This is a genomic window from Pseudomonas sp. TE24901, assembly GCF_054058375.1.
Genome location: NZ_JBSSAF010000008.1, coordinates 141,326 through 165,226, shown reverse-complemented (window position 1 = coordinate 165,226; position 23,901 = coordinate 141,326). Strand labels below are relative to the sequence as shown.

The following is a 23,901-nucleotide window of genomic DNA, read 5'->3' as shown; positions in this document are numbered from 1 at the left end:
TCTTCGCGAGCAAGCCCGCTCCCACATTCGACCGCGTTTTTCCTGTAGGAATGCAGTTCAATGTGGGAGCGGGCTTGCTCGCGAAAGCGGTCTGTCAGACAAACTGGAAAGTATCAGCATCCAGGTTCGCCGGGAATTTAGTGCGATACGCCGCCAACTCCGCCGCATTCAGGCTCACCTGAAACACCCCGTCCGCCTCCCCCGCACTCAGCAGCGTCTCCCCCTGGAAATCCAGCACCTGGCTGTCGCCGGTGTAGGCAAAGCCCTTGCCGTCGGTACCGACCCGGTTCACCGCCGCCACGTAGCACAGGTTCTCGATGGCGCGTGCCGGCAACAGTCGATTCCAATGTTGGCGCCGTGCACCGGGCCAGTTGGCGGTGTACAGCAGCAGGTCGGTGTCGTGAGCGTCGCGGCTCCACACCGGGAAGCGCAGGTCGTAACAAATCAGCGGGCGAATGCGCCAGCCCTTCAACTCGAACTGCACCTGGCGCTCACCCGGCGTGTAGTGATCGTGCTCGCCGGCCATACGAAAGAGGTGACGTTTGTCGTAATGCAGCACCTCACCATCCGGCCGTGCCCACAACAGGCGGTTGCGGTGGCTGCCGTCGGCGGCCTGGATGATCACGCTACCGGTGATCACCGCGTTGTACTTGGCAGCCTGGGCCTGGAGCCAATGGTGGGTCGGGCCGCGCTCCGGCTCGGCAAGGGTTGCCGAGGCCATGGAGAAACCGGTGGTGAACATCTCCGGCAACACGATCAGGTCAGCGCCCCTGGCCTGCTCCAACAGCCCCTCGAAATGTTCGAGGTTGGCCTGGCGGTCGTGCCAGGCCAGGGTGGTCTGGATCAGGGCGATGTTCAGGTCGGGCAATGCATTCAGATCACGCATAGTTTTTCCGCTGCCTGCTGCAGCGTCTCCTCGCGTTTGGCAAAGCACAGGCGCACCAGGCGCTGACCTTGGGGCGGGTCCTGATAGAACACCGAGACCGGGATGGTCGCCACGCCGTGCACGCGGGTCATCCACAAGGACATGGCGACGTCATCCAAGTCCGGGCGAATCTGTGAGTAATCCACCAATTGGAAATAGGTGCCGGTCACCCGGGTGAAGCTGAACCGCGATGGCGCCAGCAAGTCGCAGAACAGATCGCGCTTGGCCTGGTAGAACGCTGGCAGTTCCTCGACGTGTTCCGGGTGCTCGGCCATGAAGTCGGCCAACGCGTATTGCAGCGGAGTCACGCCGCAGAAGTTGACGTATTGGTGCACCTTGCGCAGCTCGGCCGTGAGGGCCGGCGGGGCGACTACATAGCCGGTTTTCCAACCCGTGACGTGGTAGGTCTTGCCGAAGGAGCTGACCACGAACGCCCGCTGGTACAGCTCTTCATGGGCCAGCACGCTGACGTGGGGCACGCCATCAAAGACCAGGTGTTCGTAGACTTCATCGCTGACCAGGTAGATATCGCGGTCACGGATCAAGTCGGCCAATTGGTCCAGCTCGGCACGGCTGATCAGCGCGCCGGTCGGGTTGTGCGGCGAATTGAGAATGATCATGCGCGTGCGCGATGACAGCGCCGCCTTGATCTTCTCGAAGTCCAGCGCGAAGCCATCAAGGCTCAGTTGCACGTGCACACAGCGCCCACCGGCCAGCTGGACCGAGGGTTCATAGCTGTCGTAGCTGGGGTCGAACACGATGACTTCATCACCGTTGCGAATCACCGCCTGGATCGCGCAGAAGATCGCCTCGGTCGCGCCCGGGGTGATAGTCACTTCACTGTCGGCATTGACCGTGGCGCCATAGCTACAGGAGATTTTGGCAGCCACCTGCTGACGCAGTACGGGCAGGCCGGTCATGGGGGCATATTGGTTGTGGCCGAGGGCGATATGCCTGCCCACTGCATCGAGCAAACCCTGGGGGCCATTGAAGTCAGGGAAGCCCTGGGACAGGTTGAGCGCGCCGGTTTCGGCGGCCAGTTGCGACATGGTGGTGAAGATGGTCGTGCCGACATTCGGCAGCTTGCTGGTGATCATCGAAAGGCCCCTGCAGGTGAACCCCAAGTTTTAAGCTGCCGGCCGCACGGGGTCAAGGCACAAACCCTCGCGCACAAAAAAGGGCTCATCAAGAGCCCTTTTTGCGAGGTCGGAATCAGCGCTTGTCGCGGCGCTTCTTGTCGGCCTTCTTGTGGTGAGTCATCAAACGACGCTTCTTGTTCACCTGGCGGTCAGTCAGCGTGTTCTTGTTGCCTTCGTACGGGTTGTCACCGCCTTTGAACTCGATGCGGATCGGCGTACCGACCAGCTTCAAGACGCGACGGTAGGTGTTTTCCAGATAACGCACGTAGGACTTTGGCACCTTCTCGATCTGGTTACCGTGGATCACGATAATCGGCGGGTTGGCACCCCCCAAGTGGGCGTAACGCAGCTTGATCCGACGGTTGTTGACCATCGGCGGCGCGTGCTCGCCCACCGCGTCTTCCAGGATCTGGGTGAGGCGGTTGGTCGGCCAGCGGGTGACCGCGGACTTGAACGAGTTCTGGACGGACGCGTAGAGGTTGCCCACGCCGGTGCCGTGCAGGGCCGAAATGAAGTGGATATCGGCGAACTCGACGAAGAACAGCCGGCGTTGCAGCTCGATCTTCACGAAATCGCGCTCGCTTGGCGTCATGCCGTCCCACTTGTTGATCGCAATCACCAGCGCCCGACCGGCTTCAAGAGCAAAGCCCAGCAGGTTGAGATCGTGATCCACCACGCCTTCGCGGGCGTCCATCACAAAGATCACCACGTTGGCGTCTTTGATCGCTTGCAGGGTTTTCACCACGGAGAACTTTTCAACTTCCTCGTGGATCTTGCCGCGCTTGCGCACACCGGCGGTGTCGATCAGCGTGTACTTCTCGTCGTTACGCTCGAACGGGATGTAGATACTGTCGCGGGTGGTGCCAGGTTGGTCGTACACGATAACCCGATCTTCACCGAGCATGCGGTTGACCAGCGTGGACTTGCCGACGTTGGGGCGGCCGATGATGGCGATCTTGATACCGTCTTTTTCGCTCGGGCCAGGAATGCGCTTGGCTTCCTCACCTTCGGCAACGATCTCTTCTTCGCCCTCTTCTTCCTCGACGTCATCCTTCGGGAAACTGCTCAGGGCAATTTCCAGCATCTGCGTAATGCCGCGACCGTGAGCACCGGCGATCGGGATCGCATCACCCAGGCCCATTGGGCTGAATTCGGCACGGGCCAGTTCAGGATCGATGTTGTCGATCTTGTTGGCGACCACGTAGGAACGCTTGTTGCGCTTGCGCAGGTGCTCGCCAATCATCTGGTCGGCAGCGGTGTAGCCCGCACGGGCGTCCACCAGGAACAACACGACATCGGCTTCTTCAATGGCCAGCAGCGACTGCTCGGCCATCTTTTCGTCCATGCCATGCTCGTCACCGGAGATACCACCGGTGTCGACAATAATGTAGGAGCGCCCTTGCCACTTTGCCTCACCGTATTGGCGATCACGGGTCAGACCGGACAAGTCGCCAACGATGGCGTCACGAGTCCTAGTCAGGCGGTTGAACAAGGTGGACTTGCCGACGTTAGGTCGGCCCACCAGGGCGATTACGGGAACCATGCGGCTCTCCACTTCGTTATTTCAGAAAATACAAAAGCCGCTGCAAGGCAGCGGCTGGTGCTCGGGGCAGCATCGTCAGATGCCGCATGCCCCGCCGAAGCGGGGCCGCCTGGGTGTTACCCCAAGCATAGTTCTTACTTGATGGTCAGCGCTTCCAGCTTGCCGCTGTTGCCAAACACATAAAGCATGTTACCCACGACCAGCGGACGAGCGCGCAGGCCGTCGCTGTCGATACGCTCGCGACCGACAAAGCGACCGTCCACCTGGCTCAGCAGGTGCAGGTAGCCTTCGAAGTCGCCCACGGCAACGTAGCTGGAGAAGACTTCCGGTGCCGACAGTTGACGGCGAGCCAGGGAGTCATTGCTCCACAACGCAGTGGTGGAACGCTCGTCGACACTTTCAACGGTGCCCGACGCCAGGCTCACATAGACGCTGCCAAACCCTTGGGCGACACCGGCATAGCTGGAAGCATCACGCTGCCAGTTGATGCGGCCGCTCTGCAGGTCCAGCGCAGCCACGCGGCCTTGGTAGGTCGCGACGTAGATGGTTTCACCCGACAGCAGCAGGCCGCCGTCGATGTCCACTACGCGGTCCAGTTCGGAACGACCTTGAGGGATTGCCACGCGGGTTTCCCAGGCCGGCACGCCGTTCTGGGTATCCAGGGCGACCACTTTACCGGTCGACAGGCCTGCAACGGCCAGATTATTGGTCACAATCGGACCACTGGTGCCGCGCAACGTCAGGACCGCAGGGGTGCTGTCGTACAACCAGCGCTGGTTGCCGGTAGCGGCATCCAGGCCGATCACGCGGTCATCCTGGGTTTGCACCACCACGACGTCGCCGTTCGTAGCCGGTGCAGCCAGTACTTCGCTGGTCACGCGAGCGCGCCATTTTTCTTCACCGCTGCTGGAGTCCAGGGCAATCACATCACCCTTGAGCGTGCCCACCAGCACCAGGCCGTAGCCGACGCCCACACCACCGGAAACCGGCAGTTCGAGGTCTTTTTTCCACTTCACGTCGCCGTTCATGCGATCCATGGAGATGATCACACCCGTGGAGTCAGTGGCGACAATGTTGTCGCCATCGATCGCGGGCTGCAGCAGGTTGTAGAGGTCACCCTGACCATCACCCACCGAGCGGCTCCACTGCTTTTGCAGGATCACTTCTTCCTTGAAGCTGGTCAGCTCGGCAGGAGGCAGTTCTTTTTTGCTGTTGCTGCTGCAACCCGCGGCCAAAACGGCCAGAGCCAGCAATGCTGCATGTTTCCAACGGATCACGTCACGCATCCCCTTTGGCCAAGTCGTCCAGCTTGATTTGTAAGCCACCGACCGCCGCTTCATCAGACAGCGCCGCCTTGGCTTTTTTGTACGCAGCATTGGCTTCGTCGTTACGACCCAGTTGGACCAGCAGGTCGCCCTTGAGCTCTTCACGAGTGGCTACAAATGCCTTGTCAGCATCGCCGTCGAGCAGTTTGAGTGCTTCGTCAGCCTTGTTCTGTGCTGCCAATACCTGAGCCAGGCGCTGACGTGCGATTTCACCCAGGGTCGGGTTGGTCGGCTTGTCGGCGATGGCCTTCAGCTCAGCCGCAGCGTCATCCAGCTTGCCGGTGTCGACCGCGACCTTCGCGACGAACAGGCTGCCGTATTGGGCGTAGGTGCTACCGCCGAATTCGCTTTTCAGCTTGCCGGCCAGGTCCGCCACCTGCGCAGGATCAGGCTTGCCGTCCGGCGTCAGCGTGGTTTCCAGCAATTGCTGATAGAGGATCGAGGCGCCTTGGGACTGGTTGGCCTGATACTTGTGCCAGGCTTGCCAGCCGAACACCACCACTAAAGCCAGCAGGCCGCCAGTCACCAGGGGCTTGCCGTTACGCTGCCACCAGTCCTTCAGCTCGGCCAGTTGCTCATCATCAGTACTCGACACCCCAATACTCCTTAATCGCTAAATTCGGCTGTTCGACAGCTTCAACCCTGCACGACGCAGGTGGCCAAGTGCGCGGCGAGCGCATCAAAGGCAATGTTCTGTTGCTCGCCCTGGCCACGCAGGGGTTTGAAACCTATCACTTGCTGGGCCAGTTCGTCATCGCCCAGGATCAGCGCATACAGCGCACCGCTCTTGTCGGCCTTCTTGAACTGGCTCTTGAAGCTGCCGGCGCCGGCATTGATCTGCAGGCGCAGGTTCGGCAACTGGTCGCGCACTTTTTCGCTCAAGGCCAGGGCTGCCAGTTCGGCAGCCTCGCCAAAGGCGCACAGGTACACGTCCACCTGACGGGAGATCTCTTCCGGGACCTTCTCCAGAGTTTCCAGCAGCAGGATAAGCCGCTCGATACCCATGGCGAAGCCAACGCCTGTGGTCGGCTTGCCGCCCATCTGCTCGACCAGGCCGTCGTAACGACCACCGGCACATACGGTGCCCTGGGCGCCGAGTTTGTCGGTGACCCACTCGAATACGGTCTTGCTGTAGTAGTCGAGGCCACGCACCAGCTTGGTGTTGATCACGAACGGAATACCGGCCGCCTCCAAACGAGCCTTGAGGCCCTCGAAGTGGATACGGGACTCGTCGTCCAGGTAATCGGCCATTTTCGGCGCATTGACCAGCACAGCCTGGGTGTCAGCGTTCTTGGTATCCAGCACGCGCAACGGGTTGGTTTTCAGACGGCGCTGGCTGTCTTCGTCCAATTTGTCCAGGTGGGCCGACAGGTACTCGACCAAGGCTACTTTATAGCGGCCACGGGATTCGCTGGTGCCCAGGCTGTTGAGTTCAAGCTTGACCGCGTCACGGATGCCCAACAGGCCCCACAGGCGCCAGGTCAGCACGATCAGCTCGGCATCGATGTCCGGGCCTTCGATGTTGAACACTTCCAGGCCGATCTGGTGAAACTGGCGATAACGGCCTTTCTGAGGACGTTCGTGACGGAACATCGGGCCGATGTACCACAGTTTCTGCGGCTGGCCAGCACCGGTGAGACCATGCTCAAGCACTGCACGCACGCACGCCGCGGTGCCTTCCGGACGCAGGGTCAGGGAGTCGCCGTTGCGGTCTTCAAAGGTGTACATCTCTTTTTCGACGATGTCGGTCACTTCACCGATGGAGCGCTTGAACAGCTCGGTGAATTCCACGATCGGCATGCGGATCTGCTTGTAACCGTAGTTATCCAGCAGGCGCGCGACGGTGCCTTCGAAGTAACGCCACAGCGGCGTCTGCTCCGGCAGGATGTCGTTCATGCCACGAATGGCTTGCAGAGACTTGCTCACATCAAATCCTTAAATTCGTTCAATCAGCCGCGCGCGATCAGCGCTGCGTCAGCCGCGACCTTCTCGGCCGCTTTCTCGCGGATCAGTCTTTCGAGCTCATCCACCAGATTGTCATTCGTCAGCTTCTGCGACGGCTTGCCGTCGATGTAGATCAGGTTCGGCGTACCGCCGGTCAACCCGATGTGTGCCTCTTTGGCTTCACCCGGGCCGTTGACCACGCATCCAATGACCGCAACATCCAGCGGCACCAGCAGGTCCTCGAGGCGCCCTTCCAGTTCGTTCATGGTTTTCACCACGTCGAAGTTCTGCCGCGAGCAGCTCGGGCAGGCAATGAAGTTGATGCCACGGGAACGCAAATGCAGGGACTTGAGAATGTCGTAACCGACTTTCACTTCCTCTACCGGGTCTGCCGCCAGGGAGATGCGGATGGTATCGCCAATCCCTTCGGCGAGCAGCATACCGAGACCCACCGCAGATTTCACTGTGCCTGAGCGCAAACCGCCTGCTTCAGTGATACCCAAGTGCAGGGGCTGCACGATTTCCTTGGCCAGCAGGCGGTAGGCTTCCACCGCCATGAACACGTCGGAGGCCTTTACGCTGACCTTGAAGTCCTGGAAATTCAGGCGTTCAAGGTGCTCGACGTGGCGCAACGCCGATTCAACCAGCGCAGCCGGTGTCGGCTCACCGTATTTTTTCTGCAGGTCTTTTTCCAGGGAACCGGCGTTCACGCCGATGCGAATCGGAATCCCGCGATCACGGGCGGCGTCCACCACGGCACGCACGCGGTCTTCACGACCGATGTTGCCCGGGTTGATCCGCAGGCAATCAACGCCCAGTTCGGCTACACGCAACGCGATCTTGTAGTCGAAGTGGATGTCGGCAACCAGTGGCACCTTGACCAGTTGCTTGATGCGACCAAAGGCTTCGGCAGCGTCCATGTCCGGCACGGAGACGCGCACGATGTCCACGCCAGCCGCTTCCAGACGGTTGATCTGGGCAACGGTGGCAGCCACATCATTGGTGTCGCTGTTGGTCATGCTCTGTACCGCGATGGGGGCGTCGCCACCCACCGGCACCGAGCCGACCCAGATCTTGCGCGATACGCGACGTTTGATTGGAGATTCGCCGTGCATGACTATTGTCCCAACTTCAGGCGAGCGGTCTCGCCACTGGTGAACGGCGCTACGTCCACAGGCTGGCCGTTGTAGGCCACTTGCGCGCCACGGGCAAAGCCCAGACGCAGCGTCAAAGGAGGCTTGCCGCCCTGGTCAAGAGTATCTCCCTTACGCTTCAGACCGCTAAACAGCACTTTGCCATTGCCATCGGTGACTTGCGTCCAGCAGTCAGCGATGAAGGTAATCTGGATACGCCCGTCGCCCGCGATCAATGCAGGGGTGGTGGGTGGTGAAATCGCTGGCGCAGCCGGTGTGGCTGGCGCAGGGGTCGCTGGCGCTTGAACCGGCGCGGCAGGCGTATGGGCCTGGGCAACGGGAGCCACCGGGGTATGGGCCGGTGCAGCCGGGGCGGGCACGGCAGCGGTGGCGGCAGGCGCGGTTTCAGGCGCTGGCTGCTCGGTGGCAGCAGGTGCTTCAGGCGCAGCCTGGCTCTCGGCGACGGCCTGGTCTTCCGGCTCGTCCAGCGGATGAATCTGGGTGGTGCCGTCGGCGCTTTCGACTTCGACGTGCTCCATGGCATTGCTCGTCAGGTCTTTGTTGCGCTGGGACGTCTGGTCTTGCCACCAGACGAAGCCGCCGCCGATCACGGCGATCAGCAACAACAGGCTGACGATGCGCAAAATAGTGTGGGAAACCCGCACCGGCTCTTCGATACGGCCCAGGCCATGCACATTGCTGCCCTGAGAGTCCGTACCGGTGAACTGGTCGAATTCCTGGACCAGAACGGCCTGGTCAATGCCCAGCAACTTGGCGTAAGCGCGGATATAGCCGCGGGCAAAGGTATGCCCAGGCAGCTTGTCGAACGCGCCGGCTTCCAGGTTGGCCAGGGATGTACTGGTCAAATTGAGCTTGAGGGCCACTTCTGCCAGCGACCAGCCATTGCTTTCGCGGGCCTGACGCAAGGTCTCGCCTGGGTTTACGCGATTAGCTGCTACAACTTCCGGGTGCGCCGCTTTCATCATTGCTCCGACAGGTATTGCTGATATTCCGGCGTACCGGGATAGAGTCGTTCGAGTTGCTGGCCAAAACGTGCGGCCGTGTCGCGTTCTTCATGAACCGTCGCCAGGCGCACACCGAGCAATAGACTACGTGCATTTTGCCCGCTGAGCAGGCTAAAACGCTCGTAATAGTCACGTGCCGGCACATAATGCCTGTCTTCGTAAGACATCTCAGCCATTTCGAGCAACGCACGTGGCTGGCGACTGTTCAAGTGCAGGGCTTTTTCCAGATGCTGACGGGCGCTGTCGCGCTGGCCGAGGCGCATCGAGGTCACCCCAAGGTTCTCGAACACCCGCGAACGTTCAGGATAGAGGGTATCGGCAGCGGCTTGCTGGAAATAACGGGCGGCCTGGTCATACCGCTTGTGCGCGAAGAGGAAGCTGCCGTAGTTGTTCAGCAGCCGCGCATCGGCGGGACGGGTGGCCAAGGCCTTCTGGAAATACTGATCGGCCAGTTCAGGCTCGGCCTGGGCCTGGAACACCAGGGCCAGGGCCGCATTGGCGTCGGCATCGTCGCTGTCGAGCTCAAGAGCCTTCTTCAACGGCACCTTGGCCTGTTCGCTCATGCCTTGCTGCAGGTAACCCAAACCCAGTTGCACATAGGCAACTCGCGCCTCGTCACGGCCTTTACCGGTTTGCAAAGGGCTGTCATGGCCCGATGAAACACAACCGGCCGCAAGACCGGTAACAAGCAAAAGCAGCGCAAGGCGCAAGGGCATAGAGATCCTCTCTCAGATTCGATTCACAGCGATCAGCGGCAAATCGTCGGCGGCGTTCTGTTCGCGTCCGGCGATATAACGTTCGCTGCGGCGGGTGCGGTCCATCACCTGCCCTACCAATTGGCCACAGGCGGCGTCGATGTCTTCACCACGGGTGGTGCGGACGGTGACGTTGTAGCCAGCCTGGTGCAGTTGATCCTGGAAACGGCGGATGGCGTTGTTGCTCGGCCGCTCGTAGCCAGAATGGGGAAACGGGTTAAACGGAATCAGGTTGATCTTGCACGGGGTATCCTTGAGCAACTCGATCATCTCGATCGCGTGCTCGACCTTGTCGTTGATGTCCTTGAGCAGGGTGTACTCAATGGTCAACACACGCTTTTCGCCCAAGGTCGCCATGTAGCGCTGGCAAGATTCGAGCAGCATCTTAAGCGGATACTTCTTGTTGATCGGCACCAATTGGTTACGCAATGCGTCATTGGGTGCGTGCAGCGACAGCGCCAGGGAGACGTCGATGTGCTTGGCCAGTTCATCGATCATCGGTACCACGCCGGAGGTCGACAGGGTTACACGGCGCTTGGAGATGCCGTAGCCCAGGTCGTCCATCATCAGGTGCATGGCCGAAATGACGTTGTCGAAGTTCAGCAGCGGCTCACCCATGCCCATCATCACCACGTTGGTGATGGCACGGTCGACGGTCGCCGGGACGCTGCCAAAGGATTTGTTGGCAATCCACACTTGGCCGATGACTTCGGCGGCGGTGAGGTTGCTGTTGAAGCCTTGCTTGCCGGTGGAGCAGAAACTGCAGTCCAGGGCACAGCCTGCCTGGGACGAAACGCACAAGGTGCCGCGCTTGCCCTGGGGAATGTAGACGGTCTCGACGCAGCTGCCGGACGCCACGCGCACCACCCACTTACGGGTGCCGTCGCTGGAGATGTCCTCGCTGACCACTTCGGGACCACGGACCTCGGCAATGGCCTTGAGCTTGTCGCGCAGGGCCTTGCTGACGTTCGTCATGGCGTCGAAATCGTCGACGCCAAAGTGGTGAATCCACTTCATTACCTGACCGGCACGGAAACGCTTCTCCCCGATTGAGTCGAAGAATTTCTCCATTTCCGGCTGAGTCAGACCCAGCAGGTTGGTTTTAACAGTCGATGTAGTCATGGATTCACCCTCACTCTTTAAGCCGATGCTTAGCGAGCGGTTACTTCAGTAGCAGCGAAAAAGTAAGCGATTTCGCGAGCAGCAGCGGCTTCGGAGTCCGAACCGTGAACAGCGTTGGCGTCGATGGACTCGGCGAAGTCAGCACGGATGGTGCCAGCAGCCGCTTCTTTAGGGTTGGTAGCGCCCATCAGCTCACGGTTCAGAGCGATAGCGTTTTCGCCTTCCAGAACCTGAACAACAACAGGACCGGAGATCATGAAGGCAACCAGGTCGCCGAAGAAACCACGAGCGCTGTGCTCAGCGTAGAAGCCTTCAGCTTCAGCTTTGGACAGTTGCTTGAGTTTCGAAGCTACAACCTTCAGGCCGGCTTTTTCGAAACGAGTGGTGATCTCGCCGATGACGTTTTTTGCAACAGCGTCAGGCTTGATGATGGAGAAAGTACGTTGAACAGCCATGGTGTAACTCCAGAAACGGTAATTTACGAAAAATTAAACCCGCGAATTATACGCGGGTTATTGGGTATTGCCTAACTGCGTAAAGGAGGCGTCAGTCCTGTTCTTCTTTCCAGGCAGTCTGGATCGCTTCCAGGACCTTCTCACCGCCGCGATCACGCTCATCTTCGAACCCTGGCAATGCCATGACCATGTCACGCAAAGCAACAAAGTTCAGCGAATAAGGGTCCAGGTCCGGATGACCATCCGCCAACAGAATGGCGATTTCTTGTACATCAACCCATTTCAGGCTCATGACATTTCCTTGAATCAATGCGGCGCTTCGGCGGCATGGTTGAGGGAATATTTCGGGATTTCGACGGTAATGTCTTCCGTTCCGACCTTTGCCTGACAGCTTAGGCGCGAATGGGCTTCCAGGCCCCATGCGCGGTCAAGAAAGTCCTCCTCCAGCTCGTCGGCCTCTTCCAGCGTATTGAAACCCTCGCGGATAATGCAGTGACAAGTGGTGCAGGCGCAGACGCCGCCGCAGGCACTCTCGATCTCGATGTGGTTGTCATGGGCAACTTCGAGGATGGACTTGCCGGTCTCAGCCTCCACGACCATACCGTCCGGGCAATGCTCGGCGTGTGGCAGAAAAATGACCTGCGGCATTAATTATTCCTCGATTTCATTCAGGTTGCGTCCCGCCAGGGCGGCTTTTACCGTCTGGTCCATACGACGGGCGGCAAAGGCATCGGTCACTTGCGACAGGCGCTTGGTCTGTTGCTCGATGGCATAACCATCGGTGCCCTTCATCAGTTCGGCCAGCTCCTGCATCTGCAGGTCGATGACCAGGCGCTCTTCGGCATCCAGCAGACGCTCGCCGTCGACCTCAAGGGCGCCCTGCACAGCCTCCAGCAGGCGCTGGGCGTCGACTTGCTGCTCACGCAGCACGCGGGCGACCTTGTCGTCACCGGCGTACTGGAACGAATCCTTGAGCATCTTGGCGATTTCACCGTCGGTGAGGCCGTAGGACGGCTTGACCTGGATACTGGCTTCAACACCCGAGCCCAGCTCGCGCGCAGCCACATTCAGCAGGCCGTCGGCGTCGACCTGGAAGGTCACGCGAATCTTTGCTGCGCCCGCGACCATGGCCGGGATACCGCGCAATTCAAAGCGTGCCAGGGAGCGGCAGTCGCTGATCAGTTCGCGCTCGCCTTGCAGCACATGAATCATCATGGCCGTCTGGCCATCTTTGTAGGTGGTGAAGTCCTGGGCACGGGCGACGGGGATGGTGGTGTTGCGCGGAATCACCTTCTCCATCAGACCGCCCATGGTTTCCAGACCCAAGGACAACGGAATCACATCGAGCAGCAGCAGTTCGCCACCATCGCGCTTGTTGCCAGCCAGGGTATCGGCCTGGATCGCTGCACCAATGGCCACGACTTGATCCGGGTCGATTTCCGTCAGCGGCTGGCGACCGAAGGCTTCAGCAACCGCTTCACGCACGCGCGGCACGCGGGTAGAGCCACCGACCATGACCACGGCACCGACGTCTTCCAGCTCGATACCAGAATCGCGCACGGCGCGGCGGCAGGCTTTAAGGCTGCGGGCAACCATCGGTTCGATCAACGTATCGAAGGCCTCTCGAGTCAATTGGGCCGACCAGGTGCCGTAGGACACTTCAACCGTTGCAGCATCCGTCAGTGCTTCCTTGGCGGCGCAGGCAGTTTGCAGCAAGTTGCGCTGCGCGCCCGGGTCCAGGTCGGCCGACAAGCCGGCGCTGCTGATGATCCAGCCTGCGATGGCATGGTCGAAGTCATCGCCGCCCAAGGCACTGTCGCCACCGGTAGCGAGCACTTCGAAGACACCGCCGGTCAGGCGCAGGATCGAAATATCAAAGGTGCCGCCGCCCAGGTCATAAATGGCAACCAGGCCTTCCGCGTGCTGGTCCAGGCCATAAGCCACGGCTGCTGCAGTCGGCTCGTTGAGCAGGCGCAACACGTTCAGGCCGGCGAGTTTTGCCGCGTCCTTGGTGGCTTGGCGCTGGGCGTCATCGAAGTAAGCAGGCACAGTGATCACCGCGCCGACCAGTTCGCCGCCCAACGTGCTTTCCGCGCGCTGGCGCAGCACCTTGAGGATATCGGCCGACACTTCCACCGGGCTTTTCGGGCCCTGGACGGTGTCGATGAACGGCATATGGGATTCGCCACCGACAAAACGGTACGGCAGCTGGTCGCCCAGTTGCTTGACGTCGGACAGACCACGACCCATCAAGCGCTTGACCGACAGCACGGTATTCAGAGGGTCGGTAGACGCCGCCAGCTTGGCCGACTCACCGACTTCGGTGCGATCAGCGTGGTAGCGCACGGCAGACGGCAGGATCACCTGGCCATCCGCGTCAGGCAACGGCTCGGACAGGCCGCTGCGCAGGGCAGCAACCAGGGAATTGGTGGTGCCCAGGTCAATCCCGACCGCCAGGCGACGCTGGTGCGGTTGAGGGCTTTGGCCGGGTTCGGCGATTTGCAGTAGGGCCATGGTAATCAGGTCTTATCTGTCTATCAGGCGTGCATCACGGGCAGCACACGGGGTTAATCGTCGAGGCGCTCTTCTAGCTGGCGCACTTCGTAGGTGAGCTTGTCGAGGAACTGCATGCGCCGCATCAGGCGTTCGGCCTGCTCGCGTTGCGCCGCATCATCCCAACAGGCTGCGAAGCTTTCGTTGAGCGCATCCTGGGCCGTTTTCAGACGACGCTTGAAGACCGCGACACCCGCCAGATCGGCTTCGTCCTGCAAGTCTTCGAGCTCTTCGCGCCACTGCATCTGCTGCATCAGGAAGTCCGGGTCGTGCACCGTGACTTCCAACGGCAACTCCCCACCGTTCATGGCGAGCAGATAGCGCGCACGCTTGGGCGGGTTTTTCAGCGTCTGATAGGCTTCGTTGAGGCTGGCCGATTTCTCCAGCGCCACGCGCTGCTCACGCTCGGAGGCGTCAGCAAAGCGGTCTGGATGCACGCCACGCGCCAGCTCTCGGTAGCGCGCAGCAAGCTGATCGAGGTCCAGGCGAAAGCTCGGCTGCAGCTCGAATAAAGCGAAATGACAAGGAGTACCCACGAATAGCCTCAGATGTTGAAGCTTTCGCCGCAGCCACATTCACCGCGCACGTTGGGGTTGTTGAACTTGAAGCCTTCGTTCAACCCTTCCTTGACGAAATCGAGTTCGGTGCCGTCCAGGTAGGTCAGGCTTTTAGGGTCGATGATCACTTTTTCGCCGTGACTTTCGAACACCTGGTCTTCCGCAACCACCTCGTCGACAAACTCCAGCACGTAGGCAAGGCCGGAACAGCCCGTGGTGCGAACACCCAGACGAATCCCCTCACCTTTACCGCGCCCATTCAGGGAGCGGCGAATGTGCTGCGCAGCCGCTTCTGTCATGCTGATAGCCATCGTTGACTCCTTACTCGTCGCCAAATTGCTTAGATCAAGCCTTTCTTCTGCTTGTAGTCGCGAACGGCCGCCTTGATGGCGTCTTCTGCGAGTACCGAGCAGTGGATTTTCACTGGCGGCAGGGCCAGTTCTTCGGCCAGCTGGGTGTTGCTGATAGTGACAGCCTCATCCAGGGTCTTGCCTTTCATCCATTCGGTCGCCAGGGAGCTGGAGGCGATGGCAGAACCGCAGCCGTAAGTCTTGAACTTGGCGTCTTCGATGACGCCGTTGTCATTGACCTTGATCTGCAGGCGCATGACGTCGCCGCACGCCGGAGCGCCGACCATGCCGGTGCCGACATCTGGGTCTTCCGCGTCCATCTTGCCGACGTTACGCGGGTTTTCGTAGTGGTCGATGACCTTTTCGCTGTAAGCCATGGTACTGAATCCTCACTCATCAGGGCCGCTCTGGAACCCTGTAGAAACGCCTGCGTTTTCCGCCACGTTCCTACAGAGCTGGGGTGGCGGCTTCTATAGTTAGTGTGCCGCCCACTCGATCTTGGAAATATCGACACCGTCTTTGTACATGTCCCACAGCGGCGACAGAACGCGCAGCTTGTTGACGGCTTCGCAGACTTTCTGCGCGGCGTAGTCGACTTGCTCTTCGGTGGTGAAACGGCCGAACGTAAAGCGGATCGAGCTGTGTGCCAGTTCGTCGTTGCGGCCCAGGGCGCGCAGCACGTACGAAGGCTCAAGGGACGCCGAGGTGCAGGCCGAACCGGACGAAACCGCCAGGTCCTTGAGCGCCATGATCAGCGACTCGCCTTCGACGTAGTTGAAGCTCAAATTCAGGTTGTGCGGTACACGGGCGGTCATGCTGCCGTTGATGTACAGCTCTTCGAGGCCTTCGACCTGCTTGTAGAAGCGGTCGCTCAGGGCTTTGATACGGATGTTTTCGGCAGCCATGTCTTCCTTGGCTACGCGGAAGGCTTCGCCCATGCCAACGATCTGGTGGGTCGCCAGGGTGCCCGAACGCATGCCGCGCTCGTGACCGCCGCCGTGCATGGTGGCTTCGATACGCACACGTGGCTTGCGGCTCACGTACAGGGCGCCGATGCCTTTAGGGCCATAGGTCTTGTGGGCAGAGAACGACATCAAGTCGACTTTCAGTTTCGACAGGTCGATATCGACCTTGCCGGTGGACTGGGCAGCGTCGACGTGCAGCAGCACACCCTTGGAGCGGGTCAGCTCGCCGATGGCCGCGATGTCGTTGATGGTGCCGATTTCGTTGTTCACGTGGATCACGGAAACCAGGATGGTGTCTTCACGCAGGGCCGCTTCGATCATGGCCGGGGTGACGATACCGTCGGTGGTTGGCTCAAGGTAGGTGACCTCGAAACCTTCACGCTCCAGTTGGCGCATGGTGTCCAGGACAGCCTTGTGCTCAATCTTGGTGGTGATCAGGTGCTTGCCTTTGGTCGCGTAGAAATGCGCCGCGCCCTTGATTGCCAGGTTGTCGGACTCGGTAGCACCGGAAGTCCAGACGATTTCGCGCGGATCGGCGTTGACCAGGTCGGCGACTTGGCGACGAGCGTTCTCGACCGCTTCCTCGGCTTTCCAGCCGAATACGTGGGAACGGGAGGCCGGGTTGCCGAAGTTTCCGTCAACCAGCAGGCATTCGCTCATCTTTTGCGCGACACGCGGATCAACCGGGGTGGTCGCAGAGTAATCAAGGTAAATCGGCAATTTCATGGACTTTCTCCTAAATCAGGCTGGCTGGCGTGCCGTTAGCTCTTCGGCTGTCACTCGACGGCGGACGCTTCAATCTTGTCCAGACGCGGCGCCTTGGTGTTGCAACGGCGCTGGTCCTGACGCTGGGCTACTTCTTGCACCTCACGGCGAGTTACAAGATCAGCCAAGCTGATACCACTCAAAAACTCATGGATCTGCAGGCTCAAGTCACACCACAGGTGGTGCGTCAGGCAGGTGTCACCGGCGTGGCAATCACCCAAACCCTGGCATTTGGTGGCATCGACGGATTCGTTGACCGCATCGATCACCTGCGCTACCTGGATACCCTGCATGTCGCGGGACAACTGATAGCCGCCACCTGGCCCACGCACACTGGAGACCAGGTTGCTGCGGCGCAATTTGGCGAACAGTTGCTCGAGATAGGACAGGGAAATGCCTTGGCGCTCGGAGATATCGGCCAGGGACACCGGCCCAGTTTGCGCGTGCAAGGCCAGGTCAAGCATGGCGGTCACCGCGTATCGGCCTTTTGTAGTCAGTCTCATGGACAAGTACCAAGGTGTTTCAGAATGGGAGCAAGTATGCGATTCCCGAGTATTTAAGTCAACTATAAGACCTAGTACTTTAGTCAGGATTACCCGTAAAAAGGGCGCGCGAATCATAGCAGGGTGCGAGGGGTAATGGCACATTCAACATCATGTGGCCGATAAAGCGTACGCCTTGTAGGCGCCTGGCTTGCAGGCGATTGCGACCCTGAGGACGCCACCGCCGGCAAGCCGGGCTCCTACAAGGGAGTATTTCAGCTGGCCTGCTGGTTGGTTTCGGCCTTGATCTCGGCAAAGTCTTCCTCGCGCAACTCAGGCAGATCTTTCGCACAGTAGGGGCTACCCAAGTCCTTCAACGCACCACACATGCCGTCCAGCTTGCCATCCACAGCCTGCAGATGATCGAGCAACTGGCCAATGGCGCGCGCCACAGGGTCGGGCATGTCCTCACTGACGCCATAGGCATCAAAGCCGATCTTCTCGGCCATGGCCTTGCGCTTGGCTTCCTGCTCATCGCCCACTTCAGGCTTGACGATGATGCGACCCGGGATGCCGACAACGGTAGCGCCCGGTGGCACAGCCTTGGTCACCACCGCATTGGAGCCAACCTTCGCCCCCGCGCCAACCGTGAAAGGACCGAGCACCTTGGCGCCCGCCCCCACCACCACGCCATTACCCAGCGTCGGGTGGCGCTTGCCTTTGTTCCAGCTGGTGCCGCCCAGGGTCACGCCCTGATAAAGGGTCACGTCATCGCCGATCTCGGCCGTTTCGCCAATCACGATGCCCATGCCATGGTCGATAAAGAAGCGGCGGCCCACCTTGGCACCCGGGTGAATCTCGATCCCGGTCAGCCAACGCCCGAAGTTCGACACCAGCCGCGCCAGCCATTTCCAGCCCATGCCCCACAGGGCGCCGGACAAGCGGTGAATCCAGATCGCATGCATGCCGGGGTAGCAGGTCAGCACTTCAAAGGCGTTGCGCGCCGCCGGGTCACGGTGGAAAACACTCTGGATATCTTCTCGCAAACGCTCGAACATTTTTAATCCTTCCGCTTAAGAAGCTCGCCACGGGCCGCCTTCTGGGTTTCCGTGAGGATGCCACGCAATATATTCATTTCTGCCCGACTGACCGAGCTACGTCCGTAAAGTCGACGCAGGCGAGCCATCAAGTGCCGTGGCTTTTCAGGATCGAGAAACTCGATGGCCACCAGGGTTTGCTCCAGGTGTTCATAGAACCGCTCCAGCTCGTCCATGGTGGCCAACTCGCCACTCTTGGTCGAGGCAACCTCTTCCTTCTCCACCTTGCTCGGCTGGCCAGCAGCGGCCAGCCAGGCCATGCGCACTTCGTAGGTCAACACCTGCACCGCTGCCCCGAGGTTCAGCGAGCTGAACCCAGGGTCTGATGGAATGTGCACGTGGTAATGACATCGCTGCAGCTCTTCATTGGTCAGGCCGGAATCTTCACGACCAAAGACCAAGGCGATTTCAGCGCCGCCAGCGGCCTCTTCCACCACTTTGGTCCCGCATTCGCGCGGGTCCAGTAGCGGCCAGGGGATGCGGCGGTCGCGAGCGCTGGTGCCGAGCACCAGGTTGCAGCCGACCAACGCATCTTCCAAGGTGGCGACGACCTGGGCGTTTTCAAGGATGTCATTGGCGCCGGATGCACGGGCATCGGCCTCGTGATGCGGGAACACGCGGGGCTCGACCAGCACCAGGCGCGTCAACCCCATGTTTTTCATGGCTCGCGCCACCCCGCCGATGTTGCCGGGATGACTGGTATTGACCAAGACGACACGAATGTTTTGCAGCAAGGGAGGCGCTCTCGGACACGGGAAAGGGGAGCAAATCTTACAGAACAGCCTAAGGTTATGCCATGAAAGCTAACGTCGTCCTTCACCTGAAGAAAGTTTCTGCTAGAATGCTCGGCTTTCTTTAACAACCTTAGGTGACACATCCATGCAGCCCATGCTGAATATCGCGCTGCGCGCCGCCCGCAGCGCCAGTGAATTGATCTTCCGCTCCATCGAGCGCCTGGATACCATCAAGGTCGACGAAAAAGACGCCAAGGATTACGTATCCGAGGTGGATCGCGCCGCCGAACAGAAAATCATCGACGCCCTGCGCAAGGCCTACCCTACCCACGGCATCCTCGGTGAAGAAACCGGCCTGCACAAAGGCAGCGGTGAAGGCGAAGACTACCTGTGGATCATCGACCCACTGGATGGCACCACCAACTTCCTGCGCGGGATCCCGCACTTTGCCGTGAGCATCGCGTGCAAATACCGTGGCCGCCTGGAACACGCCGTTGTTCTGGACCCCGTCCGCCAAGAAGAATTCACCGCCAGCCGTGGCCGTGGCGCCCAACTGAATGGTCGTCGCCTGCGCGTCAGCGGCCGCACCAGCCTGGACGGCGCCCTGCTGGGCACCGGCTTCCCATTCCGCGATGACCAGATGGACAACCTGGAAAACTACCTGGGCATGTTCCGCGCCCTGGTTGGCCAGACCGCCGGCATCCGTCGCGCAGGCGCTGCGAGCCTGGACTTGGCTTATGTGGCCGCTGGTCGCTTCGATGCGTTCTGGGAGTCGGGCCTGTCCGAGTGGGACATGGCGGCAGGCGCCCTGCTGATCCAGGAAGCGGGCGGTCTGGTGAGCGATTTCACCGGCGGTCACGACTTCCTTGAGAAAGGTCACGTGGTTGCTGGCAACACCAAATGCTTCAAGGCAGTGCTGACGGCGATTCAGCCGCACCTGCCGGCTTCGCTGAAGCGCTAAGCGAGCAGGCACAAAAAAGCACCCTTCGGGGTGCTTTTTTTATGCCTGGGATTAGGGTGACGCTGCATTTCCTGCCACAACATACACCCAATGCGGGAGCGGGCTTGCCCGCGAATGCTGTGGGTCAGTCAATACATCCAGCGACTGACACTCCGCTTTCGCGGGCAAGCCCGCTCCCACATTTTGAACCACACCAGACTTAGGGATTACTGCTGGTTCTGACCGAGAATCAAGCGACCTTCTTTGTCGACCGGAATCTGGTTGCCCGGGTCACGCTCCATGCGCACCGAACCCTCTTTGCCATCCAGGGTGTAACGCACGTCATAACCGACCACCTTGTCGCTGATGTCGTTGACGGTGTTACAACGGGTCTGCGTGGTGGTGTAGGTATCGCGGTTCTGCATACCTTCCTGAACCTTGTTCCCGGCATAACCACCACCCACTGCACCGGCCACGGTGGCCAGCTTCTTGCCATTACCGCCGCCGACCTGGTTGCCCAGCAGGCCACCGGCCAGGGCACCCACGACGGTACCGACGATCTGATGTTGATCCTGAACCGGCTTCTGCCGGGTTACGGCGACGTCCTTGCAGACCTCGCGCGGGGTTTTGATCTGGGTCTTGACCGGCTGCACCGCCAGCACTTGCGCATACTCAGGGCCGCTTTTTACCAGGCTGTAGGTGGCAACAGCACCCCCGGCAGTCACACCGACAGCACCCAATACCGCACCAACCAGCAACGACTTGTTCACGTGAACCTCCTGACCATCACAAACGGACCGAAACGTCCGCGCTATACCCAGCCTTGGAGCAAAAAAAAAGGCACGAGTTCAATACTCGTGCCTTCTTTGTAACAGCGGATCAACAAACGCCCATCAAGGGCGGTCGTCGACCTCCTTGCCAGTACTGGCCGGAGGGATCAGGTCTTCGCTGTTGAGGTTCAGCCAGATCAGCACCACGTTGGCGATGTAGATCGACGAGTAGGTACCCGCCAGAACGCCAATGAACAGCGCCAGGGAGAAGCCCCACAGGTTGTCGCCACCAAAGATCATCAGGGCCGCGATCGCCAGCAAGGTGGAGATCGACGTCGCCATGGTCCGCAGCAGGGTCTGGGTGGTGGAAACGTTGATGTTCTCGATCAACGACGCCTTGCGCAGTACGCGGAAGTTCTCGCGAACCCGGTCGAATACCACGATGGTGTCGTTGAGGGAGTAACCAATGATCGCCAGCACAGCCGCCAGGACGGTCAGGTCGAAGGTCACCTGGAAGTACGCCAGGATACCCACGGTCACGATCACGTCGTGGATCAGCGACACAATGGCGCCGACACCGAACTTCCACTGAAAGCGGAACGCCAGGTAGATCATGATACCGACCAGCGCCATCAGCATGCCGAGGCCGCCCTGGTCGCGCAGCTCTTCACCCACTTGCGGGCCGACGAACTCGACGCGCTTGACCGACGCCGGGTTGTCGCCACCGACCTTCTGCAAGGCCTCGGCCACCTGGTGACCCAGTTGCGGGTCTTCGCCCGGCATACGCACCAGCAGGTCGGTGGTTGCACCAAAGCTCTGCACGATGGCTTCGTGATAGCCGGCCTTGACCAGCTCGTTGCGCACCAGCGTCACATCGGCCGGCTTCTCGTAGGTCAGCTCGATGAGCGTACCGCCGGTGAAGTCCAGACCGTAGTTCAGGCCCTTATGGAACCAGCTGAACAACGCCAGGACGGTAAGGAGCACGGTGACGCCGAACGCAACGTTGCGAACGCCCATGAAGTTGATTGTACGTAACATGGCAGCCCCTTAAATCCACAACTTCTTGAAGTCACGCCCGCCAAAGATCAGGTTGACCATTGCGCGGGTCACCATGATGGCCGTGAACATCGAGGTAAAGATACCGAGGGACATGGTCACCGCAAAACCCTTGACCGGGCCTGTGCCCATGGCAAAGAGAATCCCGCCGACCAGCAAAGTGGTCAAGTTGGAGTCGAGAATCGCGGTAAATGCCCGGCCGAAGCCTTCGTTGATTGCACGCTGTACGGTCATGCCCGCCGCGATCTCTTCACGAATCCGCGAGAAGATCAGCACGTTGGCGTCTACCGCCATACCCATGGTCAGTACGATACCGGCGATACCTGGCAAGGTCAGGGTAGCGCCCAGCAGCGACATCAGGGCCAGCAGCATCACCATGTTGCCCGCCAGGGCCACGGTGGCGATGATGCCGAAGAAGCGGTAGATGGCGATGATGAACAGGGACACGAACAGCATGCCCCACAAGGCCGCGTCGATACCCTTGGTGATGTTGTCAGCACCCAGGCTCGGGCCGATGGTACGTTCTTCAGCGAAGTACATCGGGGCAGCCAGGCCACCGGCACGCAACAGCAGCGCCAGTTCGGACGACTCGCCCTGGCCATTCAGGCCGGTGATGCGGAATTGAGCACCCAGCGGCGACTGGATGGTCGCCAGGCTGATGATCTTCTTCTCTTCCTTGAAGGTCTGTACCGGTACGTCTTTCTCTACACCGTCGACCACTTGCTTGGTGTAAGTGGTAACCGGACGCTGCTCGATGAAGATCACCGCCATGCTGCGACCAACGTTGCTGCGCGTGGCGCGGCTCATCAGGTCGCCACCGTGGCCATCCAGACGGATGTTCACTTCAGGGGTGCCGTGCTGCGAGTCAAAACCTGCCTTGGCGTCGGTTACCTGGTCACCGGTAATGATCAAGCCACGTTCGATCAGTGCAGGTGGACGGTTACCTTCGCGGAACTCGAACTCCTCGGCAGTGGCACGGGTAGCACCCGGCTCAGCGGCCAGACGGAATTCCAGGTTGGCGGTTTTACCCAGGATACGCTTGGCTTCAGCGGTGTCCTGTACGCCCGGCAGCTCAACCACGATGCGGTTGGCGCCTTGGCGCTGAACGATCGGCTCGGCCACACCCAGCTCATTGACGCGGTTACGTACCGTGGTCAAGTTCTGCTTGATGGAGTATTCGCGGATTTCCGCCAGCTTGGCCGGGGTCATCGCCAGACGCAGCACAGGTTGACCGTTCAGGTCGGCCGGTACGATGTCGAAATCATTGAAGTTCTTGCGAACCAGTGCACGGGCCTGTTCACGGGACGCCTCATCAGAGAAGCCCAGCTGGATGGCACCGTTGAGCTGCGGCAGGCTGCGATAACGCAACTTCTCTTTGCGCAGCAGGCTCTTCACGTCGCCTTCGTAGACTTTCAGGCGTGCGTCGAGGGCCTTGTCCATGTCGACTTCCAGCAGGAAGTGCACACCACCGGACAAGTCCAGACCCAGCTTCATCGGGTGCGCGCCAATGCTGCGCAGCCATTTTGGCGTGGTCTGTGCCAGGTTGAGCGCGACCACGTAGTCATCACCCATGGCCTTGCGCACGACGTCTTTGGCCGGCAATTGGTCTTCTGCCTTGGTCAGGCGCAACAAACCGCCCTTCGCATCAGCCGCCAATGTTGCCGCCTTGACCTGGATGCCCGCATCGGTGAGCGCTTTGCTCGCGCGCTCCAGGTCAGCCTGATTGACTTGCAGCGAAGTGCTGGCGCCAGTGATCTGGATCGCCGGGTCATCAGGATAGAGATTGGGAGCGGAATAAATAAAACCGATCGCCAGCACCGCCAGGATCAGTACGTATTTCCACAGAGGGTATTTGTTCAGCATCACGCCGCCCGCTTATAACGCGGGGCGCCTTGCGCGCCCCGTCGATTGGTAAAGGTTGTTACTTTAGATCGCTTTGAGCGTGCCTTTTGGCAGCGTGGCGGCGATGGCGCCCTTCTGGAACTTCATTTCTACGGTGTCGGAGACTTCCAGAACCACGAAAGCGTCGGAAACCTTGGTGATCTTGCCAGCGATACCGCCGGTGGTCACAACTTCGTCACCTTTTTGCAGGCTGCCCAGCAGGTTTTTCTGCTCTTTGGCGCGCTTGGCCTGTGGACGCCAGATCATCAGGTAGAAGATGACCAGGAAGCCGACCAGGAAAATCCACTCGAAACCACCGCCCATAGGACCGGCAGCGGCAGGCGCAGCGGCATCAGCCATGGCGTTAGAGATAAAAAAGCTCATT

At 60.0% G+C, this 23,901-nt stretch carries 26 protein-coding genes; 1 reads left to right on the top strand and 25 read right to left on the bottom strand.

Annotation, left to right across the window (positions count from 1 at the left end):
• Positions 1-94 precede the first annotated feature (94 nt).
• The 21 genes from ACVWVP_RS17740 to trmJ form a co-directional block, all read right to left on the bottom strand.
• The gene (locus ACVWVP_RS17740; RefSeq protein WP_178921634.1) at positions 95-886 is read right to left on the bottom strand and encodes an amidohydrolase; all 792 of its coding nucleotides are present in this window, start codon (positions 884-886) and stop codon (positions 95-97) included.
• Positions 874-2,022, bottom strand: coding sequence for a pyridoxal phosphate-dependent aminotransferase (locus ACVWVP_RS17735; RefSeq protein ID WP_457407432.1), 1,149 nt, complete (start codon positions 2,020-2,022; stop codon positions 874-876). The genes ACVWVP_RS17740 and ACVWVP_RS17735 overlap by 13 nt, the downstream gene beginning before the upstream one ends.
• Before the next feature lie 115 nt (positions 2,023-2,137).
• Entirely contained in the window at positions 2,138-3,607 is a 1,470-nt protein-coding gene (gene der, locus ACVWVP_RS17730) for a ribosome biogenesis GTPase Der (protein WP_178921631.1), read from the bottom strand.
• Between the two features lie 134 nt (positions 3,608-3,741).
• Positions 3,742-4,893, bottom strand: a complete 1,152-nt coding sequence (gene bamB / locus ACVWVP_RS17725) for an outer membrane protein assembly factor BamB (protein WP_176997027.1) — start codon at positions 4,891-4,893, stop codon at positions 3,742-3,744.
• Positions 4,886-5,527: a YfgM family protein gene (locus ACVWVP_RS17720; RefSeq protein ID WP_176997026.1), complete on the bottom strand. Its 642-nt coding sequence runs from the start codon at positions 5,525-5,527 to the stop codon at positions 4,886-4,888. The genes bamB and ACVWVP_RS17720 overlap by 8 nt, the downstream gene beginning before the upstream one ends.
• 41 nt (positions 5,528-5,568) lie before the next feature.
• The gene (hisS, locus tag ACVWVP_RS17715; protein WP_178921629.1) at positions 5,569-6,858 is read right to left on the bottom strand and encodes a histidine--tRNA ligase; all 1,290 of its coding nucleotides are present in this window, start codon (positions 6,856-6,858) and stop codon (positions 5,569-5,571) included.
• A 23-nt stretch (positions 6,859-6,881) separates the two neighbouring features.
• Positions 6,882-7,991 (bottom strand): flavodoxin-dependent (E)-4-hydroxy-3-methylbut-2-enyl-diphosphate synthase, encoded by a 1,110-nt coding sequence (gene ispG, locus ACVWVP_RS17710; protein WP_025859271.1) that lies wholly within the window; start codon positions 7,989-7,991, stop codon positions 6,882-6,884.
• A 2-nt stretch (positions 7,992-7,993) separates the two neighbouring features.
• A complete protein-coding gene (locus ACVWVP_RS17705) occupies positions 7,994-8,992 on the bottom strand; it encodes a RodZ domain-containing protein (RefSeq protein ID WP_457407427.1) in 999 nt (332 codons plus the stop codon).
• On the bottom strand, positions 8,992-9,750 hold the full coding sequence (gene pilW / locus ACVWVP_RS17700; RefSeq protein WP_178921625.1) for a type IV pilus biogenesis/stability protein PilW: 759 nt from the start codon (positions 9,748-9,750) through the stop codon (positions 8,992-8,994). Before pilW ends, ACVWVP_RS17705 begins: the two co-directional genes overlap by 1 nt.
• A gap of 12 nt (positions 9,751-9,762) precedes the next feature.
• Positions 9,763-10,911, bottom strand: coding sequence for a 23S rRNA (adenine(2503)-C(2))-methyltransferase RlmN (gene rlmN / locus ACVWVP_RS17695; RefSeq protein WP_178921624.1), 1,149 nt, complete (start codon positions 10,909-10,911; stop codon positions 9,763-9,765).
• 29 nt (positions 10,912-10,940) lie between these two features.
• Complete coding sequence (gene ndk, locus ACVWVP_RS17690; protein ID WP_060754319.1) at positions 10,941-11,366, bottom strand: nucleoside-diphosphate kinase; 426 nt, start codon at positions 11,364-11,366, stop codon at positions 10,941-10,943.
• A gap of 91 nt (positions 11,367-11,457) precedes the next feature.
• Positions 11,458-11,658: a Fe-S cluster assembly protein IscX gene (gene iscX / locus ACVWVP_RS17685; RefSeq protein ID WP_123715338.1), complete on the bottom strand. Its 201-nt coding sequence runs from the start codon at positions 11,656-11,658 to the stop codon at positions 11,458-11,460.
• Positions 11,659-11,672: 14 nt separating this feature from the next.
• Positions 11,673-12,014 carry an ISC system 2Fe-2S type ferredoxin gene (gene fdx / locus ACVWVP_RS17680; protein ID WP_017736823.1) on the bottom strand — a complete coding sequence of 114 codons (342 nt, stop codon included), beginning with the start codon at positions 12,012-12,014 and terminating at the stop codon, positions 11,673-11,675.
• Between the two features lie 3 nt (positions 12,015-12,017).
• Positions 12,018-13,880, bottom strand: a complete 1,863-nt coding sequence (gene hscA / locus ACVWVP_RS17675; RefSeq protein WP_259174701.1) for a Fe-S protein assembly chaperone HscA — start codon at positions 13,878-13,880, stop codon at positions 12,018-12,020.
• 53 nt (positions 13,881-13,933) lie between these two features.
• Positions 13,934-14,455 carry a co-chaperone HscB gene (gene hscB / locus ACVWVP_RS17670; RefSeq protein WP_178921619.1) on the bottom strand — a complete coding sequence of 174 codons (522 nt, stop codon included), beginning with the start codon at positions 14,453-14,455 and terminating at the stop codon, positions 13,934-13,936.
• Positions 14,456-14,463: 8 nt separating this feature from the next.
• Positions 14,464-14,787, bottom strand: a complete 324-nt coding sequence (gene iscA / locus ACVWVP_RS17665; RefSeq protein ID WP_003175963.1) for an iron-sulfur cluster assembly protein IscA — start codon at positions 14,785-14,787, stop codon at positions 14,464-14,466.
• A 29-nt stretch (positions 14,788-14,816) separates the two neighbouring features.
• The gene (iscU, locus tag ACVWVP_RS17660; protein ID WP_010207899.1) at positions 14,817-15,203 is read right to left on the bottom strand and encodes a Fe-S cluster assembly scaffold IscU; all 387 of its coding nucleotides are present in this window, start codon (positions 15,201-15,203) and stop codon (positions 14,817-14,819) included.
• Between the two features lie 99 nt (positions 15,204-15,302).
• Positions 15,303-16,517, bottom strand: coding sequence for an IscS subfamily cysteine desulfurase (locus ACVWVP_RS17655; RefSeq protein WP_176997020.1), 1,215 nt, complete (start codon positions 16,515-16,517; stop codon positions 15,303-15,305).
• A gap of 50 nt (positions 16,518-16,567) precedes the next feature.
• Positions 16,568-17,059, bottom strand: a complete 492-nt coding sequence (iscR, locus tag ACVWVP_RS17650) for a Fe-S cluster assembly transcriptional regulator IscR (RefSeq protein WP_003194020.1) — start codon at positions 17,057-17,059, stop codon at positions 16,568-16,570.
• A 254-nt stretch (positions 17,060-17,313) separates the two neighbouring features.
• A complete protein-coding gene (gene cysE / locus ACVWVP_RS17645) occupies positions 17,314-18,096 on the bottom strand; it encodes a serine O-acetyltransferase (protein ID WP_457407421.1) in 783 nt (260 codons plus the stop codon).
• Between the two features lie 2 nt (positions 18,097-18,098).
• Positions 18,099-18,869 (bottom strand): tRNA (cytosine(32)/uridine(32)-2'-O)-methyltransferase TrmJ, encoded by a 771-nt coding sequence (trmJ, locus tag ACVWVP_RS17640; protein ID WP_178921615.1) that lies wholly within the window; start codon positions 18,867-18,869, stop codon positions 18,099-18,101.
• A gap of 145 nt (positions 18,870-19,014) precedes the next feature.
• On the opposite strand from trmJ, the gene suhB reads away from it, so the two are divergent.
• Positions 19,015-19,830: a type III secretion system regulator SuhB gene (gene suhB / locus ACVWVP_RS17635; protein WP_003175971.1), complete on the top strand. Its 816-nt coding sequence runs from the start codon at positions 19,015-19,017 to the stop codon at positions 19,828-19,830.
• A gap of 206 nt (positions 19,831-20,036) precedes the next feature.
• Here the strand turns inward: suhB and ACVWVP_RS17630 are convergent, their stop codons facing one another.
• The 4 genes from ACVWVP_RS17630 to yajC all read right to left on the bottom strand — a co-directional run bounded on the left by ACVWVP_RS17630 (position 20,037) and on the right by yajC (position 23,900).
• Positions 20,037-20,579, bottom strand: a complete 543-nt coding sequence (locus ACVWVP_RS17630; protein ID WP_178921613.1) for a glycine zipper 2TM domain-containing protein — start codon at positions 20,577-20,579, stop codon at positions 20,037-20,039.
• 123 nt (positions 20,580-20,702) lie between these two features.
• Positions 20,703-21,617 carry a protein translocase subunit SecF gene (gene secF, locus ACVWVP_RS17625; RefSeq protein WP_178921611.1) on the bottom strand — a complete coding sequence of 305 codons (915 nt, stop codon included), beginning with the start codon at positions 21,615-21,617 and terminating at the stop codon, positions 20,703-20,705.
• A 9-nt stretch (positions 21,618-21,626) separates the two neighbouring features.
• Entirely contained in the window at positions 21,627-23,498 is a 1,872-nt protein-coding gene (gene secD / locus ACVWVP_RS17620; RefSeq protein WP_178921609.1) for a protein translocase subunit SecD, read from the bottom strand.
• Between the two features lie 63 nt (positions 23,499-23,561).
• Positions 23,562-23,900, bottom strand: a complete 339-nt coding sequence (yajC, locus tag ACVWVP_RS17615; RefSeq protein WP_003175975.1) for a preprotein translocase subunit YajC — start codon at positions 23,898-23,900, stop codon at positions 23,562-23,564.
• Position 23,901: the final 1 nt, after the last annotated feature.